General features: G+C 45.9%; 18 protein-coding genes. 10 read left to right on the forward strand and 8 right to left on the reverse strand.

The features are described from left to right. Positions 1-120: 120 nt before the first annotated feature. Positions 121-573, forward strand: a complete 453-nt coding sequence (locus tag VFH06_04195) for an NUDIX domain-containing protein (protein ID HET6747278.1) — start codon at positions 121-123, stop codon at positions 571-573. Between the two features lie 117 nt (positions 574-690). Here VFH06_04195 and VFH06_04200 read toward each other — a convergent pair whose 3' ends face one another. Both VFH06_04200 and VFH06_04205 read right to left on the reverse strand, forming a co-directional pair. Next, a complete protein-coding gene (locus VFH06_04200; GenBank protein ID HET6747279.1) occupies positions 691-1,752 on the reverse strand; it encodes a DUF475 domain-containing protein in 1,062 nt (353 codons plus the stop codon). 41 nt (positions 1,753-1,793) lie between these two features. Then, positions 1,794-3,104 carry a PKD domain-containing protein gene (locus VFH06_04205; protein ID HET6747280.1) on the reverse strand — a complete coding sequence of 437 codons (1,311 nt, stop codon included), beginning with the start codon at positions 3,102-3,104 and terminating at the stop codon, positions 1,794-1,796. A 134-nt stretch (positions 3,105-3,238) separates the two neighbouring features. Between VFH06_04205 and VFH06_04210 the strand changes: the two genes are divergently transcribed. Genes VFH06_04210 through VFH06_04220 form a run of 3 tightly spaced genes read left to right on the forward strand, consistent with a single transcriptional unit; the run spans position 3,239 to position 6,199 of the window. Next, positions 3,239-3,799: an AAA family ATPase gene (locus VFH06_04210; GenBank protein HET6747281.1), complete on the forward strand. Its 561-nt coding sequence runs from the start codon at positions 3,239-3,241 to the stop codon at positions 3,797-3,799. A 24-nt stretch (positions 3,800-3,823) separates the two neighbouring features. Further along, positions 3,824-4,519 carry a SprT family zinc-dependent metalloprotease gene (locus VFH06_04215; GenBank protein HET6747282.1) on the forward strand — a complete coding sequence of 232 codons (696 nt, stop codon included), beginning with the start codon at positions 3,824-3,826 and terminating at the stop codon, positions 4,517-4,519. A 48-nt stretch (positions 4,520-4,567) separates the two neighbouring features. Continuing rightward, complete coding sequence (locus VFH06_04220) at positions 4,568-6,199, forward strand: ATP-binding protein (GenBank protein ID HET6747283.1); 1,632 nt, start codon at positions 4,568-4,570, stop codon at positions 6,197-6,199. Here VFH06_04220 and VFH06_04225 read toward each other — a convergent pair. Then, on the reverse strand, positions 6,196-7,311 hold the full coding sequence (locus VFH06_04225) for a glycosyltransferase family 2 protein (GenBank protein HET6747284.1): 1,116 nt from the start codon (positions 7,309-7,311) through the stop codon (positions 6,196-6,198). The genes VFH06_04220 and VFH06_04225 overlap by 4 nt on opposite strands. 96 nt (positions 7,312-7,407) lie before the next feature. On the opposite strand from VFH06_04225, the gene secE reads away from it, so the two are divergent. Continuing rightward, positions 7,408-7,749, forward strand: coding sequence for a preprotein translocase subunit SecE (secE, locus tag VFH06_04230; GenBank protein ID HET6747285.1), 342 nt, complete (start codon positions 7,408-7,410; stop codon positions 7,747-7,749). Positions 7,750-7,756: 7 nt separating this feature from the next. After that, positions 7,757-8,299: a transcription termination/antitermination protein NusG gene (gene nusG / locus VFH06_04235; protein HET6747286.1), complete on the forward strand. Its 543-nt coding sequence runs from the start codon at positions 7,757-7,759 to the stop codon at positions 8,297-8,299. A gap of 47 nt (positions 8,300-8,346) precedes the next feature. Here the strand turns inward: nusG and VFH06_04240 are convergent, their stop codons facing one another. The 4 genes from VFH06_04240 to VFH06_04255 form a co-directional block, all read right to left on the reverse strand. Further along, the gene (locus VFH06_04240; GenBank protein ID HET6747287.1) at positions 8,347-8,739 is read right to left on the reverse strand and encodes a response regulator; all 393 of its coding nucleotides are present in this window, start codon (positions 8,737-8,739) and stop codon (positions 8,347-8,349) included. Then, on the reverse strand, positions 8,708-10,903 hold the full coding sequence (locus VFH06_04245) for an ATP-binding protein (protein HET6747288.1): 2,196 nt from the start codon (positions 10,901-10,903) through the stop codon (positions 8,708-8,710). The genes VFH06_04240 and VFH06_04245 overlap by 32 nt, the downstream gene beginning before the upstream one ends. Before the next feature lie 3 nt (positions 10,904-10,906). Then, positions 10,907-12,091: a penicillin-binding protein activator gene (locus VFH06_04250; GenBank protein HET6747289.1), complete on the reverse strand. Its 1,185-nt coding sequence runs from the start codon at positions 12,089-12,091 to the stop codon at positions 10,907-10,909. 90 nt (positions 12,092-12,181) lie between these two features. Then, complete coding sequence (locus tag VFH06_04255) at positions 12,182-12,727, reverse strand: hypothetical protein (protein ID HET6747290.1); 546 nt, start codon at positions 12,725-12,727, stop codon at positions 12,182-12,184. Between the two features lie 114 nt (positions 12,728-12,841). Between VFH06_04255 and rplK the strand changes: the two genes are divergently transcribed. Continuing rightward, entirely contained in the window at positions 12,842-13,267 is a 426-nt protein-coding gene (gene rplK, locus VFH06_04260) for a 50S ribosomal protein L11 (protein ID HET6747291.1), read from the forward strand. A 159-nt stretch (positions 13,268-13,426) separates the two neighbouring features. Here the strand turns inward: rplK and VFH06_04265 are convergent, their stop codons facing one another. Next, positions 13,427-13,747, reverse strand: a complete 321-nt coding sequence (locus VFH06_04265; GenBank protein HET6747292.1) for a hypothetical protein — start codon at positions 13,745-13,747, stop codon at positions 13,427-13,429. Positions 13,748-13,840: 93 nt separating this feature from the next. Between VFH06_04265 and VFH06_04270 the strand changes: the two genes are divergently transcribed. From VFH06_04270 to ligD, 3 genes are read left to right on the forward strand one after another with little or no spacing between them, the layout of a single operon-like run. Next, positions 13,841-14,371, forward strand: a complete 531-nt coding sequence (locus VFH06_04270; protein HET6747293.1) for an NUDIX domain-containing protein — start codon at positions 13,841-13,843, stop codon at positions 14,369-14,371. 38 nt (positions 14,372-14,409) lie between these two features. Continuing rightward, positions 14,410-15,174 carry a Ku protein gene (locus VFH06_04275; protein ID HET6747294.1) on the forward strand — a complete coding sequence of 255 codons (765 nt, stop codon included), beginning with the start codon at positions 14,410-14,412 and terminating at the stop codon, positions 15,172-15,174. A 3-nt stretch (positions 15,175-15,177) separates the two neighbouring features. Next, positions 15,178-17,631, forward strand: coding sequence for a DNA ligase D (ligD, locus tag VFH06_04280; protein HET6747295.1), 2,454 nt, complete (start codon positions 15,178-15,180; stop codon positions 17,629-17,631). The last annotated feature ends 189 nt before the right edge of the window (positions 17,632-17,820 follow it).

A 17,820-nucleotide genomic window follows, 5' to 3' on the forward strand; every position in this document is an offset into this window, starting at 1 on the left:
TTTAAAGGAGAGTTTCCTCCATAGTGAAACGCCAAGCTCAATAACGTCGTGTTAGTCACATCCATAATAGACAGACGCACTGTATCCTTATATGCTAGATAGCATGAACGAGCAAATAATATGCGTGATGTGACATACCAACTTGTTGATGAGCTCCTCCCGTTTGATGGCATAGAGATAAACCATAAAGAAAACGTACTTGAGTGGATAAAGAGCGGGGCACCCCTGTATCGTATTCAAAAGCCTGATGTACCGCCAAAACACTTCGTGAGTTACTTTGCGATATTTGACACTAATAATCACAAGATTTTATTGCAAGACCATCTGCTCGCACAACTATGGATACCTGCCGGAGGGCATGTGGATCCTGATGAAGATCCTGTCGAAACGGTTAGGCGCGAGTGCGACGAAGAATTGGGCATTCCAGCAGTTTTTCTTCATAAAAAACCTCAATTTATCACTGTGACGGAGACGAATGGACAGGGCCGGCATACAGACGTGTCGTTGTGGTATGCCCTAATGGCCGACGAATCCACGCCTCTCACTATCGAACCTGAAAATTCGCGGATGTAAGGTGGTGGGGTATCGATGAAGTACTCGGGGCGCCTATTGGCATGTTCGATCCGGGCCTTCACCGATTCATACATAAATTACAGGCCACAAACCTCATAGAATAGTCTTCCTAGTATATCAACTCGACTCTTCGAGTTTCTTATATGCGACTGAACTCGCTATAGAAAGACTGATCACTACGATGCCGATAAGTCCAGCTACGGCTTCGGGAATTTCGTAAAAAAGTCCGACAAGGAGCGTGATAGAGAGAATGCCGATAACATAGTGCGCACCGTGCTCTAAATAACGATATACTTCTAAAACTTTATGATGCACAAGGTAAAGAGTGAGCGATCGTACCCATAGCGCGCCTACACCGAGCCCAATTGCGATCAAAATGACATCTTGAGTAATAGCAAACGCACCAATCACACCGTCAAAACTAAAACTTGCGTCAAGAATTTCAAGATATATAAAAGATGACAAACCGGCAAGCGCAAGATGTCTTCGAGAGAGCTTGCCGCCGTCTGCTTTCTTAAGGGCATTTTCGCGCTGTTTTGTAAATATTTCCGATGCGCCATGGATAAACGCGTACGTAATAATTCCGGCTAGGCCAGCAAAGAGTGTTTCTTGTGGGTGATGATTGAATGGCAACACCATAAGCACGACTAGCACAAAAAAACATACGACGGCATGAAGCCATTTGCGCCCAATAATCTGAAGTGGCCGCTCGATTGGTCCCAGCCACCGAACAGTGCGTGATGTATCAAAGAAGAAATGAAGCGAAAGCATGAGAAGGAACATGCCACCAAACGAGGCGATACTAGGATGCGCTCCATGGAGAGCTTTGGCATATAACTCAGGATCATGAAATGCGAGATTAATCACCTCATTCCACGGCAACCCAGCCGAAAACATAACGATAAGTATAGGAAATACTATTCTCATTCCAAATACAGCAATGAGGATGCCGACGGTAATAAACATCTTCTGCCAAAATGGTGTCATTGTGGCAAGCACGCGTGCATTGATAATGGCGTTATCGAAGCTGAAGGTAATTTCGATCACCATTAACATCAGTGCAACGAGCATGGCACTGAAGCCCAGATAGCTCCACACAAGAACTAGTGAGGCAAATGTAATGAGCGCGGAAACAAAGAATATACGGAACGGGGAGTGACGGGAAAGCAGTGAATTCATACCGTGCTAGTATAGCGTAAAACGTTCACCGTGAATACGGACTAGCGGTTAAGAAGTGCCTGAAGGAGACCGCGACGACTCGCGAACCAGTAATAGCCGGCCGCAACAATCGAGCTGATGCCGAGTCCTCCAAAGAGGAGATCCATCGGACCTGTCTTAGGGAGTTCTGGAACGGTTGGCGCCACGCAGAGAGGACTATCTTTTGGATATTGCTCTTTGCCAGGCACAGGACAGGGTGTGCAACGCGCGTCATCCTTAGGCAATGTCGGGTTGAGTGGACACATATCAGGGTTGGTAGTGATAGAAACCTCACATTTAACATCTTTTACCGCGCCATCGACAGAAAAATGAAGTGTAGCAGTTGTTTTGTAGCTACCAGCCTTTTCGTAAGTATGTTCCACGGTCTTTGCGTCCTCTGCGCTGACACCATTTTGAGTCTTGCCATCACCAAAGTCGTAGTCGACAGACTGAAGCGCGGCACCATTTTTAGCCGTATAACTAAGATCATACGCATAGTGACGGGCAGAAAGGTCAATCGAGCGAATCGTAAGTGCATCACAGGCATAAGCAGGAGCAGCTATAGTAATCGTCGTTTGGCATTGCGTGCCAGTTGCGGGCTTGTTTGTGCCATTTACTGAAATATTTGCTGTTACTTTAATAGTGTAGGCACCAGCTTTAGCATATTCGTGCGAAGCAACGTTTCCGCCGGTTGCCGTCTTACCATCACCAAAGTCGAAGGTATAGTTAGTCACGGTAGCCCCACCACTTGCGCTCGCACTCGCAGTAAAGTTGTATTTGGTACGCGTAACCGCGGCCGGTGTCAGGCTATCACACTTATAAGCTGGTTTTGGTTTCGGCTTTCCTTCAACCGGATTACCACAGGAGGTAATGATCGCACTTTTAAAGACGCCATTTGCATCAAAGAACACGAATGCGACGATAGAATTACTCCTAAAAGAAGTGCTCGGTGGTGAATTATAGTATGTTTTACCACCAATAGTTTTAGCAGTGCTTCCGGCCAGCTTTTGACGACCGATACTCATTGCATCGGTTGCAACGACTTGGCCATCTACCACAACGGTTCCGTCTTTTCGAACCTCGCCCATTTTCGCGCTTGCAAACATTGAGCTAGTAATACCGTATGCACCATAAATGGTTGATAAGTCACCAGTTTTATTTTCGTTTACTTTTTGCGTCAGCTCATTTACGTCACCCGCCCCGCAGTGAATGATCGCATTACTGTCACAATCTCGTGGCAGTGCCGCATTCGACTGTCCATTAAAAACATTGAGCAATAAAACCGCACCCAGTACAATCGCCAGTCCCGCCAGGCTAAGATAAAATTTGCGCATAGATCCTCCCGTAATCTCTACACCGTTGATTTAATGTTATCGTATCATTGTTTTTTCCACTGGTCAATTTGTTTGTGATGTAATATTTATTGTAGCTTTGCACCTTACGGCACAAACTTGCTATACTATTCCTTATGAAACACTTGAGTCTTGCTAAACCGCATTTGATCGTCACGGTAGGAATTCCAGGGTGCGGTAAGAGTTTTTTTGCCGAAAAGTTTGCTTCGACATTTGGTGCTCCACGAGTAAGCCAAGAAAAGCTAGCCGATTTCGTTCAAGGAGACATAAAGGCCGTTATGGAATTGCAACTTGATGAACTGCTAAAAACCAATCAATCTATTATTTACGATGGTGCAGCGGAAAGCCGCACGGAACGAAGCGAATTGGCCAAAAAAGCCCGCCAAGCAGGATACAGCATTTTATATGTTTGGGTTCAAACCGATGAGGCAACGGCAAAAGCGCGCTTTATGCAAACACATAAGCATTCATCAAGTGAAGAATATACTAAAGCCCTCAAACACTTCACACCTCCGAACACTATTGAAAAACCATTAGTAGTAAGCGGCAAGCATACTTATGCAACTCAGGCCAAGGTAGTACTAAAGCGCCTGTCCGCTCCACGGACCGAAATCTCCGGACACCAAAAGGCACCCATACGCCCTGATCGAGGAGCAGGACGTATCGTTGTTCGCTAGAGGTGCTTAAAAGGAGTATTGACCGTGACGTCGCGTATTATCGACGAAGAATTTGGCACCATTCCCGTTAGGAGAAGCGCCAAAGCTACCAATGTACGCTTAAGGGTAGCGCCAGATGGTGGTCTTCGGGCTTCGCTACCTCTTTACGCACCTCTTTTTCTGGTAAAACGGCTTATCAAAAACTCTCGCCACGAACTTCGGCAACTCCTTGAAGATCACCAAAAAGAAGTAGTTTTTACAGATGGGATGCAAATCGGCAAAAGCCACTCGCTACTCGTGCGTGCAACAACCGGACGGTTTTTGGTAGCGAGGCATGGTCAGCAGATTATCGTGCATCTTCCCGAGGGAAAGCAGCTTAATGAAAGCACAATAACAAAAGAGATACGAAGTGTCGTCCAGCAGGCTATGCGACTCGAGGCAAAAAGTTATCTTCCTAAACGGCTTGCGTTCCTAGCCGATACTCACGGATTTCACTACAAAAAAGTACGGTTTTCTCACGCAAGTGGGCGATGGGGAAGCTGTAGCTCCAATGGTACGATCAGCCTAAACATCGCACTTATGAAGCTCCCGTTTGAACTTATTGACTATGTATTAATCCACGAGTTGAGCCATACGATTGAAATGAATCACTCTGAAAGCTTTTGGCGCCTTGTTGAAGCAGGTGACCCAAACTACAAAAGTCATCGGCGACTCCTCAAATCCGAAACTCCCTCTATATAGCAATCGTGCTTTCAAAGCTATGCGATTATTTGTATAATAACCATAAGCATGTTTAGGGGAAAAGTTAAAATTGATCCACGCACCGCGCGTATCATTCGGTTCACGTCACTTATTATTCCACCCCTATTAACAACATATACATGTATTATCCACTTTTCTAAGATCGATTCTTTCCGTTACCCAACAACCGATTTTGCCGTGCTCGGCATTATGATTCCCTGGGTGATCGCCGGGATCGTTCAATTTATTTTTCCGATCAAATACAAACGAGGCGCGTGGCTTTATTTGGCGGTAAACCACGTGCTCGTGATGCTCACCCTTCTCTTTATATCGAGCTTCAGCACTTCATTGACACCACTATGGACGGTCCTTTTTCTTGTGTCTTATATCTATTTTTCAAAACGAGGACTGTGGTTTAGTATTGCACTTCTTATTCTTACGAGCCTTCTTGATAGCACACTCCACTTTAGTCCAGGAGTGTTTGCCACAAATACAGTTATCGCGGCGGGAGTCGTAGCGCTTGGGCTTACTGCCGTAGCGCTTGGAAGGGTCCAAGAGATTAACTCAAGCCGAAGTCAGGCCAGAGAGGCACTACAGCGCGATCGCATCCTAACGCTTGTCAATAACTTGGCCGATGCGATTTTAAGCATCGACAAAGATGGAGTCGTACGTGTTTATAATGCCGCATGTCTTAATTTGCTTGATACCAACGCCGATCTGAATGGTAAGCACATCAAAGAGATACTAACTCTTCAAGATAAAAGTGGCGCTACAGTTGACATCATGAAGGACCTCAAGGCAAACCGAGGCGTTGCTATTCGCGATGATGTCACACTCGACCTTGAAGGCGATGTACTGCGTATAGAGCTGACGTATTCACCGATTCGAAGTAGTTACTCCATGTCAAAGACGACATCAAGCCAAAATCAGGACGGCTATATTCTTATTCTGCGTGATATTACTAAAACCAAAAGCCTTGAAGAGGAGCGCGATGAATTTATTAGTGTCGTAAGCCACGAGCTTCGCACGCCAATCACCATCATGGAAGGAACGCTCAGTAATCTTCAGATCATGCTTGGACGACCCGATATCGGTGAAACTGTACTAAAAGATAGTCTTGACGCTGCCCACGAACAAGTTGTGTACCTGGCAAAGATGGTGAATGACCTTAGCACTCTTTCGCGAGCAGAAAGAGGTGTCGCCGACACTCCTGAGACGATCACTGTACGAGCTCTCGTTGATGATCTTTATAAAGAATACGCCCCTCAGGCCGAGGCAAAAAAACTGCATTTCAATTTGGATCTTGATTCGCATTTAGGACACGTCAGTGCTAGTTCCTTATATCTTAAGGAGCTTCTCCAAAATTTCATTACGAACGCGCTTAAATATACGAAAGAAGGAAGTATTACATTTCGCGTAGCACGCAAAGATGATCACCTTACCTTTGAGGTTAAAGACACGGGCATCGGCATCAGTAAAAGCGACCAGGGAAAGATCTTTAACAAGTTTTACCGGTCAGAAGATTACCGTACCCGCGAGACAAGCGGCACAGGCTTAGGCTTATATGTCGCTGCGAAATTAGCAAAAAAACTCGGCACAAAAATTGACTTTCATAGCCGCTTGAATCACGGTTCAAACTTCAGCTTCGTACTTCCTGTAGAATCATCCGACAAACGCTAGGCCTTTGTTTCCTCCATACCTGTATAAATGGAGCGGTCTTTCCAGGTAATATTTTTGAAACCATACCCCCAGGCACTTGCAATAAATAGTATAAATTCCTGAAGAGATACATAAGGCCATAGTACTATGCCGAGCCACCACCGCTTTACCCAAACAGCTTTAAGATAAAAAGCATACACAGTCCCATACCCTAAAAGGATAACTGCACCGATTGTATGAATATCATTCCACCCAAACACCCCGGCCACAACAAACAGTATCGGCGCACTTAAAAGCAAGAAGAGTAAAAAACCTCCTATAAATCCTAGGATATTCTTTCCAAATAATGGATAGAGCAGCCTTTGGCTTGTTTTGAGCTGTGATTTCCATCTTTTTTCATATCCCACACCAAGGACTTCATCAGAGATGATACAATTGTACGTTATTCCTGATCTTGCTAGTGCACTTTCGGGTTCAACGCTACGCTTAAATTCGCTTATACGATCCAGCAAACCAAGCAATAGGTTCCGTTTGATCATCCAAAGAGAACCCGATGCCGTTACCCGGCCTATCTGCCCAAAAATGCATTGCCAGAAGTAACGTAGCGTACCAAAAAGCACATTGGCTCGATACGTATCGTAGCGCCTTGGAATAACAGAAATCATGTCTTTTTTCTCGCTCTGGCCATACCCGACTAATTGACTTATCGTACGCGGCGTAATATGCGTATCGACATCCATAAAAACAACGTGTGTCCCGCTAGCTTCTCGCGCAAGCGTATCCAATGCATAGTTACGCCCCAGCCACCCTCTAGGCAACGGTTTACCTGGTATGAAGCGGACCCCCGCATGAGCGAACGATTTTATAATGATAGAAGTATCGTCCTGAGAGTTATCGTCAAGCACAAGAACTTCGAGCTTGGGATAGTCGCTCGCTAGTACGCGTTCAAGACATTCAGACAGAGCGTGCTTTTCATTTCGCGCGGGGATACACAGCGAGATGGTTGGAATATCTGATGAAACCATATCCGAACGTCGGATACGAAGCCGTTGAAGCGATATGCGGAGCAATACAAAAATTAAAACCAGCACAGCACTACTTGCAAATAAAATTCCATAGCATGCTATTTCCATTCATTTTATGGTACCATGCTTGACCTCAGAAGAATAGCAAGGTACAATACTACTTGACAGTCTGCTACGGCAGACTTTTAATTTGGGAGCGAAAACGTGGCAAAAGGCAAAGCAGCAAAAAAGAATGAAGCGACTGTTGTACGCGTGAGCGCGAAAGACGACGGCAAGAAAAAAACCAAAAAAATTGAAGAGGCAGTAGTAGCCGCACCTGCGGTTGCGCCTGTAGAAAAAAAGAGAGAGAAGGGTGTTAATCCGATCATTGCGATCGGGGGCTATTTCAAAGGAGCATGGCAAGAACTTAAGCAGGTTCGCTGGCCTAATCGGCAAGCAACATGGAGCATGACAGCCGCACTTCTTGGATTTACAGCATTTTTTGTTGTGCTAATCCTTCTTCTCGATGCATTATTTAAATACGTATTTCAATTAATTTTAGGATAAAGGAACTATGGCAAATCGATACGACTCAAGTAGGCAATGGTACGCGGTACACACATACAGCGGCTACGAAGAAAAGGTAGCGGAGAGCATCCGCCAGCGCATCAACGCAGTTGATATGGCGGACAAAATCTTCGATGTAATGGTTCCTAAGGAAAAACAGATCGAAATCAAAAACGGTAAACGTAAAGTTGCCGACAAAAAGATCTTCCAGGGTTATGTACTCGTAGAAATGAAATTGACAGACGAGACATGGTACATCGTACGTAATACTCCAGGTGTTACTGGGTTTGTTGGAAGCGGTACCGAACCGACACCAGTTTCAGATAATGAAATTTCTAAGATCAAAAAACGCATGGGCGTTGATGATCCAAAACATCATATCGACTTTTCAATCGGTGAAGTGGTATCAATCACCGATGGGCCGTTCAAAGGATTTGACGGTGCAATCAGCGAAATCGACAACCAAAAAGGTAAGATCAAAGTCATGGTCAGCATGTTTGGCCGCGACACTCCTGTCGAGCTTGATGCGCTCCAAGTAAAGAAAGTATAGTCTTTTGTGCCTTTAAAATAGCCCTTCGCTGTAGGGGCTATTTTTGTCTAATTCTTCGCAGACTCTTCGAATGATTTGATTATCTCTACAAGATCACCCAAGTTGATTTCTGCCTTGATGACGTACCCATCCATATCTTTTTTTACTTCAGCGTCAACTCGACTTGAATCACCTAGGTTTGTAAGAAGCACAATTTTTGTCCTCGTACATCCGTATTGCTCGTCGTGGCGCAGCAATTTCAAAACACGAAATCCATCGAGGTGCGGCATCATAATATCAAGAAATATAAGGTCGGGTTTGAGCTCCTTGGCTTTTTTGAGCGCATCTTCTCCGTCAACCGCAGACGTAATAAAATAACCCCTATGCCGCAAAAACTGTTCGTAGATAGTTCTTAGTTCGACATTGTCCTCAACGAGTAATATTTTTTGTAAGCCAGCCACGTTTTCTCCTTATGTTTACTCCCGGTTCTTCATCGGATTGCGGATGCATTTCATCTAACAGCTGCTGGGTAAATATGGGAAGCGCAAAAGTGAAAGTTGATCCAACGCCTTCTTTCGACTCTACCCGAATAGTCCCATTATGACGCTTTAGTATGGATTTTGCGATATAAAGCCCCAAGCCCGTTCCGCTGCTACTTGTTGCCAGGCCGCCATGAACACGATAAAACTTGCGAAATAGATGCGAAAGAGCCGTCTCCGGAATACCGATACCTGTGTCTTTCACGGCAACTTCATATACATTGTCAGCTTGAGTGAGCGTAACGACAATAGTACCTTTTTCACGCGTATACTTCACGGCATTGGATAATAGATTGGTAGTCACTTCATGAAGAGCAAGCTGGTCCGCCACAACAAAGCATCCCTTCTTTGGGCCATCGTAGCGGAGCGTCAACTGCTTATCAGCAGCCGTAAACTGAAGGGCTTCTACCGCCTGAACAACATCCGCGGCAAGATCAACCTTCTCCATAGTGAGAAGTAATGTTCCTTTTTCAATCCTAGTGACATCAAGCAAATTATTGATCAAGCCTCCTAGTACATCGACATTTTTAAGCGCCTGGCGTACAAACGGGATCACATCTTCGTGTGCATCATGTTCATTTTTATATAATGCAACTTCAAGATAGCCCCTCACGGCAGTCAGCGGTGTGCGAAGCTCATGCGCCGCCATCGAGACAAAATCCGTCTTCATGTTTTCAAGTTCGTGGCTCGATGTTTCATCATGAATAGTAACGATTGCACGCGTGCTGCCTCTTTTTACTTTATCACTCACCGGCGCGACGATAAGCTTTACGTAGCGTTCGATGCCTTTTTTGTCGGTATACTGGAGGTTACGGTATACTTTTACCTCACCTACATCATAGTCTACCAAAAAAGACTGTTGGTTTTGGCGCCACGTAAAGAGATCGTGCATACTTTGGCCCACGAGTATTTCCGGTTTCATCTGAGTGAGTCGCGTGGCGGCCGAGTTAGCAATGATGATCTTCCCTCGATCATCGATTGCAAAGATACCTTCTGTCGTGCTATCGAGAATTACCTGAAGACGTTGACGCTGAGATTCTATACTCCCAACCATTTCATTGAGGTTTTGCTCCATTGTATTGATACTATTTGCCAGGGCTCCGATTTCATCGCGACGCGTCACAGGTACTCGTGTCATAAAATCACCTCGGCCGATTCTTTTTGATGCTTCGCTCAATTGGATGATAGGGCGCGTAAGAAGGCGCGTGAAAAACAGCGTTACGATGATAATCACTACTATTACAGCGGTGAGAATTGCTGCTAAGCCATTACGAAGCGTAATTATAGATGCGTACGCTTCGCTTGTATCGATTTTTGTTGCAACTGCCCAATCGGCCGTTTCAAGCTTGTGTGAAACTACGATAACCGACTCATTTCTATAGTCAAGCAACTCACGGTACGAGGTATTTTGATCATTAAACATATCTAAACTGCTCACATTCGTCTTTACCGCCGCATCTGTATCAAACCTCAGAGGAAAAAGCGAAATCCCATCTTTTGATGCCACGACTGTTTCGCCCGTATTTCCAAGCCCAGTGTAATCTTGGACGACTGCCGTAAAATCATCAGTACGAAATACTGCCATGACCGTGGCAGCGCGCTGGCGATTAATACTCACTCCCGTGGTAATATAGAGTTTTGTAAAACCATCTTGTGGGTCTTTTCGTACCGCAATACCATCATTTGTTTCGGGGGCCTGGATAGCAACTTGGGTTCCCGCAGACGACGCGATTATGTTTCCTGAGGTATCCGTCAGTTGTAGCGACTCGATCGAAGATGCCTCTGTCTTCTTTGATTGAAGGATCGCAGCAAGAGCATCGCGGTTTGCCTTATTTGGCTGTGCCACGTAGCTACGAAGCGTCAACTGCAAATCATACCGGTTTGCAAATTTCACTACCTCTTCCTGCTTGGTCTGAAGGAGGTTTGTAATACGCTGCTCCTGCTTCACAGCAGTGCTGGATAATTGGTCGACCGTTGAATTACGAAGCGCGGCGCTCATCGCACTATAAGCAATTACACCCACAACCACTACCGGCAGCAAACCGATCGCAAGAAAGAGCATAATAAACTTAGGGCGGATATTCATAAGCTACATTTTATCGAGTTTCACAAACGTACCATTTTGCACCTGAAGTACGTCATAATCGTATCCATCGCCTTTCTCTTCACCATTTTCATCAAATTTTATATCCGCCGACATGCCATTAAAGGATATTTGAGGTAGAGTATTCTTAATTTGCTCTCCGGTTGTCGCACCCTGTTGAATCGCCCGATAAATAGCCTCAAACGCATCATAAGCTTGGGGTGCGGCATACAACTGCTCAACTACCTTATACTCACTTTGAAGCATTTGCTTGAATGTCGTTGAGCCGGTAGGGAACGAGGTAATGGTAAGACCGGCAGATGCCGTTGGAGCATTACTTATTACCGTTTGATCATAAAAGATATCGGCACCGAACAGCGGAACTTTTATTCCTACCTGACGAGCTATCTGGATTGCCGCGGTAGCCGAAACTACCGAATTCGGCGCAATAAACATCCCTTCGGGATTCGAATCTTTTAACTTCTGTATCTGCGCCGATAGGGCAATGTCGTCGGGTTCTGCATACGCCGTTGCTACAACTTTACCACCTAGTGACTCGAACTTTTCCTGAAATGCTTTGTTCATATTAGAACCGTACGGCTCGTTTGTATAAAAAACAGCAACTTTTTGGATACCTTTATTATGAATGGCCTCAGCCATAAACGTCGCTTGGTAGCTATCGGGCGGCACTACTCTGAAAAAATAATCGTTCGGAATACTCAGTGTTGTCGACGAAGCAGAAGGACTTACCATAGGTGTTTTTGTATTGTTTGCGGTGGGCAAAACCGCCACCGACGCGCTTGAGCAACCATCACCAATAATTGCCGCAACGCTTTGGTCAATTAATTTTTTTACCGCTTCCCGGGCGACGTTAGGGTCGCACTGCGAATCTGCCTGGATAATATCAACGGTGTTAGCACCCAAATGCTTCTTTGCTAGTTGGATTCCTTTCATTGTCCCATATCCCATACTGCTTGAGCCACCTGTAAACGCCATAAGAACGCCTACTTTTACTGTTGGTTTAGGTTTCGGGGTTCTTGTAATTTGGTACCATGTTACTAGTCCGGCCCCGATCGCCAACATAAGTACAAAGACGACCACGAATACAACAAAGCGCCTACGACGTTTTTTAGGAGGCTGCGAAACAGATTCTTGTCCTGTATCCATTGGTGGCATTTCTTCGTTTTGCATGGCTCACTTGCTCCTCACGCTTATGGTTATTTCTATCATCACGAAATGCGCTCATACTGTCAAGCGAATTCAGGTGGGCCTTTAATTGATTTACCAGATATCGGGTGCGCCTAAATTCAACGAGCGTGCGACATATATTTGTAGCAAAAAGCACCCCATCGCTAAGAGTCCGATAATGATCGTCGCAATGTGAACAGCGGGGATAGTCATATCGGCTGGGTCCGTCATGAGTGCGATGAGGGCAAAACCAAGCAGCGGAAGTGTCGCGGCAATACACTTTATAAAGAACAGTGAACGTTTTGAAACTTTAATGCGTATTATTTTTAAGATATGACGCAAAAAGCGTGAACTCCACTTTGCAATGAAATAGGGGAGCGTTATCAAAATAACGAAAGAAGCGACAGCTGCGATTGCCGTGATAATATACGCCGTGATTTGCGGATTTGACGTAGTTTCACTTACTACAGATTGGCTATCGGGCACAATGACAGTAGAGGGAGTAAGTGAAGAAGATTGCATAAAAAGTACTAGGACCACTGCCACAAAGAGCGTCCAAGCGGTAACGAGCAGAAGATAGCCAGCCGTACCGATAGTATTTGCAAGGATATAGGCTTTTCGAACACGCTTACGCTTCATATTTTTATAGTAACATCCCAAGCCGCCAAAATCTTGCTAATTTTGCCCATTTGAGGTAGAATGAGTTCGTTACGCACTCGGTAATACGAGTAAATTTAGTTAGGAAAAATTAATATGGCAAAGAAGATCATCGGAAATCTCAAGTTCCGCATCCCAGCCGGCCGCGCAAGCGCAGCGCCTCCCGTCGGTTCAATCCTCGGTCAGTGGGGTCTTAATATGATGGATTTCATCAATCCATTCAACGACGCGACAAAAGACATGATGGGAAAAGATGTCATCGTACACCTTCAGGTGTTTGAAGACCGCTCATTTACCTGGAAGACACTCGGCCAGCCTGTTGATGATATGATCCGTGAAAAGATCGGTCTGAAAAAGGGAAGCAGCAAGCCTCATAGCGAAAAAGTAGGTAAAATTACCCGCGCACAACTTCAGGAAATCGCAGAAGCTAAGAAAGATCAGCTCAATGCGATCGATATCGAAGGCGCTATAAAAGTAGTGGCCGGTACGGCTCGCAGCATGGGCGTCGAAGTCGTCGACTAGACATTCAGACCACAGTTTAAAAATACCGCCTACGAGGCGGTATTTTTAAACAAAACAAACAACTACATGTAAATGGGTAGCTGCGCATAATTCTCGATAGCGCAACTACCCCGGGATCAGATATTGATTACTGCGAGACCCTGTGACTTACATTACCGCCTACCACGCACGGCGGTGCCACTCTGCCAGCTCTTTGCCGTGATGCCAGTGACGCTCCAGCAGCTGGATGATCTCGGTGGCCGTAAAGCCGCTGGCCAGGTGCATGCACGAGAGTTCGCGTGTCGCGTCGGCTGCTTCTGCCACGGACATTCCCTCGCGCATAGCGACCTGCATCATCTTGGCCCACTCTTCAGCACCTAGAATGAGATCCACGGCCTTCGCGTCTGGTGCGTTATAGAGACGCATGGACCACTCGGCAGCTTCCCGCAGCATCATGTCTTCTGCGAAAGCCAGTAGCTGGCCTTTGTGCTTGTACGACATCGTAGACCCTTCTCACATAAGAACATCTGTCTCACCGATCATATAATAAAACCTATATTTCATCAACTCTCGTGTGTTTGCTATAGTGATTGCATGCCACACATTCATACCGAGCCAGGGCAGCACGACCACACCGTTAGTATCTATATTATTCGCACAGATTTTGCAAAGCCTAAGCTACTGTTTCATTTTCATAAAAAAGCTCAACTATACACTCAGTTTGGCGGCCACATAGAAATCGACGAAACGCCGTGGGGATCAGTATTGCATGAACTACGCGAAGAAAGCGGCTACGATATGAGCCAGCTAGAGCTTCTTCAGCCTAGAACGCGCCCTACAAAAATCGGAAGCGCCATCGTGCACCCCACACCAGTGGTCCATGCTACCATGAGCTATCATGGCACAGCGGAGCATTTTCATACCGATACAGCCTACGCCTTCACGACCGCCGAAGCGCCAGCGCATTTGCCCGAAGAAGGCGAATCAACCGACATCATCCTTCTATCTCGAGATGAAATAACACCAGAAGAGCGAATGGACGACATTACGCGTGATACAGCTCTTTATGTTGTTGATACGATTCTCCCTTCGTGGCAGCCGGTTTCACCGACAGAGTTTTCCTAGCATTAGCGTTATTGAAACGACTTTGTTACCATAAGAATATGCGTGCACTATGGAGCGGATCAATCAGTTTTGGACTTGTTAATATTCCCGTAAGACTTTATAGCGGAGTAAATCCGCATGAGGGTATCGACCTTGATATGCTTCATAAGGATGATCATTCCCCGATTCGGTACGCTCGAATCTGCCGGAAGGACGGCGAAGAGGTGCCCTGGGAGGATATCGTAAAGGGGTATGAATATCGTGACGGCGATTACGTAGTGCTTACTCAAAAAGATCTTGATAAGCTCGACACAGAAAAAACCGAAACAATCGACATTCAACATTTCGTCGATGAAGATGAAATCGATATCCGTTATTTTGAACATCCGTACTATCTTGAGCCCGTAAAAGGCGGCGAGAAAGCATATGCACTGCTACGAGCAGCCCTTGAGCAATCAGGTAAACTGGCGCTTTCTAAATTTGTACTCCGCCAACGCGAACATCTTGGGGCGATCAAGCCGGTAGGAAAGGCGCTTGTACTCAACCAAATGCGGTTTCCAACCGACCTCCGTGAAGCAACCGAACTATCCTTTCCACCCGAGAGTAGCGTTTCAAGCAGTGAGGTAAAGGTTGCGCTGAAGTTCGTTTCACAAGAAACAGCCCACTTCGTGCCAGAGGACTACCACGACACATATACCGAAGAACTTGAAGATATGATCGAAGCCAAAACCAAAGGTAAAAAACCGAAAAAACACGCCGAAAAGAAAGCCGATACCTCTGCTAAAGACCTTATGGCATCCCTCAAAGCCAGCCTTAAGGAATAGCCGATGAGCCTTCGGAAGTATCTTGCCAAACGCCGCTTTGACGACACTCCCGAGCCAAGAGGGAAACGCAAAAAAACGAAGAGCAAAAAGCTCGCCTTTGTCGTACAGGAGCACCATGCATCACGGCTTCATTACGATTTTCGCCTTGAGCTAGACGGCGTTTTAAAAAGTTGGGCGGTACCCAAAGGCCCTTCAATGAACCCTGAAGATCATCACTTAGCGGTGCACGTCGAGGACCATCCATTTGCGTATCGCAAATTCGAGGGTACTATCCCGGAAGGTAATTATGGCGCCGGGAAGGTTATTATATGGGATGAGGGAACATACGAGCCGTACCACGATGGTCCCGACGATGAGGCCACACTTCGTAAACAACTCGAGAAAGGTCATCTTACCTTTATTCTTCATGGTAAAAAACTGCACGGTGAGTTTGCGCTTATAAAAATGCACGGTGATGACGAAAAAGCCTGGCTGCTGATTAAAAAAGATGACGAGTTTGCATCTCACGAAGATATCACAAAACAAGCTGCTTCAGTAAAGAGCGGCAAGGTAGTTGATGATATCGGGAAACCCGCGTTCGATAAGGATGTCATTAAAAAATACCCCGCTAAAAAGCATCCCTGGCAAGTAAAGCCAATGCTTTGTACATTAGTCGACGAACCCTTTAGCGGAGAAGAATGGCTTTTCGAAATCAAATGGGATGGCTACCGGGCAATCGCCAGTAAAGACGGTGACCATACAGAGCTGTACTCTCGTGCTCATACAGATTTTAAGGCTCATTATCCGCCCATCGCCGAAGCCCTAAAGTCCCTCAAGCACGACGTCATCCTTGATGGGGAAATTATGGTAGTTGATAGCGATGGAGTTCCTCATTTTGAAGCACTCCAAAACTGGCGGCGCGACTTTAAGGGTGATCTTGTATATTACGCGTTTGATATTCTTTGGTGCGACGGGCATGATTTACGAGACATGCCGCTTTATCAGCGCAAGCAAGTCCTAAAGAGTATCATAGATAATAGTTCTGTCATTCACTATAGCGACCATGTCGAAGCAAACGGCAAAAGCCTTTTCAATGAAATGAAGCGAAAAGGGCTAGAAGGAATGGTAGCCAAAAAGACAAACAGCACCTATCGAGAAAATATTCGAGGTAAGGACTGGCTGAAGGTCAAAACACATCTTCGCCAGGAAGTAGTGATTGGTGGTTTTACCGAACCGCGTGGCGGACGGAAGTATCTTGGCTCGCTCATTCTTGGCGTCTATCGTGATGGTGCGTTTGAATATGTCGGCCATTCCGGCGGCGGCATTCCGGATAACCAGCGCAAGCTCCTTCGTGAGCGCCTCGAAAAACTTGAGCGTAAAACTTCGCCTTTCTCCGAACCCCCAAAACCAAACGCACCCGTTCATTGGACAAAACCCGAGGTCGTCACAGAAATGAGTTTTAGCGAATGGACAAGCGACGGCCGTATGCGACATCCTGTATTTGAGGGTCTCAGGGCAGACAAAAAAGCTTCGGCCGTTCATCGTGAAAATCCGCAGAGCACCATCAAAGCGAAGGAGGAAGTAAATATGCATGGCAAAGTCGCACTTTCGCACTTAGATAAAGTGTTTTTTCCTAAACATGGTTACACAAAGGGAGATATTATTTCCTATTACGAAGCCGTAGCTCCTTATATTTTACCGTATCTAAAAGATCGGCCACTATCGCTTCTTCGTCAGCCAAATGGCATAACCGAAGAGGGATTCTTTCAAAAAAATCATGAGCACCTGCCCGACTGGGTACCATCTACAGATATTTTTTCCGACTCAAACAATAAAGATCTCCACTGGATCGTCGGGGGGTCACTTGATACCCTCCGCTACATCGTACAACTAGGAAGTATCGAGGTTAATCCCTGGAATTCTCGCACCCAGCACCTCGACAAGCCTGATTGGCTTGTCATAGACCTCGATCCTGAAGGGGTAACATTTAAAGATGTTATTACCGTTGCCCGCACAGTAAAAGAAGTCTGCGACGAATGGAAGGTAGACGCGTATCCAAAGACATCCGGCAAAACAGGAATTCATATTTTCATCCCGCTGGGGGCAAATTATACCTCAGAGCAAGCTAAAAACTTTGCCCATCTCATCGCGCTCGAAGTCAATGCGCGTCAGCCAAACCTCACGAGTGTTGAGCGTATTCCCGCCAAGCGCCCCCATCGTATTTATCTGGATTTTTTACAAAACAGAGAAGGCCAGACGCTCGCCGCACCCTATTCAGTCCGGCCGACTCCTGACGCGACTGTTTCTACGCCCCTTCGCTGGGACGAAGTAAAGCCAGGCCTGAAGCCGACAGATTTTACTATTAAAAATATGCCGAAACGACTTGAAAAAGTGGGAGATCTCTGGAAACCAGTCACCGGCAAAGGGGTAAATTTGGCGAAAATCCTCGATCTTCTCGAGAAAAAGAGCAAGATATAAAACATATTGACGCCGCACCAAGTAGACGCGCTATAATAGTAATGGTTATGTGAGTACTGGTGGAAGCCTTTTCACTTACAAACCCCCAAAATAACCTACATTAAAAAATTAATGATTTAATCCGGCATACACACCAACTCTATCTAGAGTCAGGCGTCCCTGTAGGATTACATATTCGCTACTTCAGGC

It is taken from the genome of Candidatus Saccharimonadales bacterium, assembly GCA_035697325.1.
Taxonomy (GTDB): Bacteria; Patescibacteriota; Saccharimonadia; order Saccharimonadales; family Saccharimonadaceae; genus JALRBM01.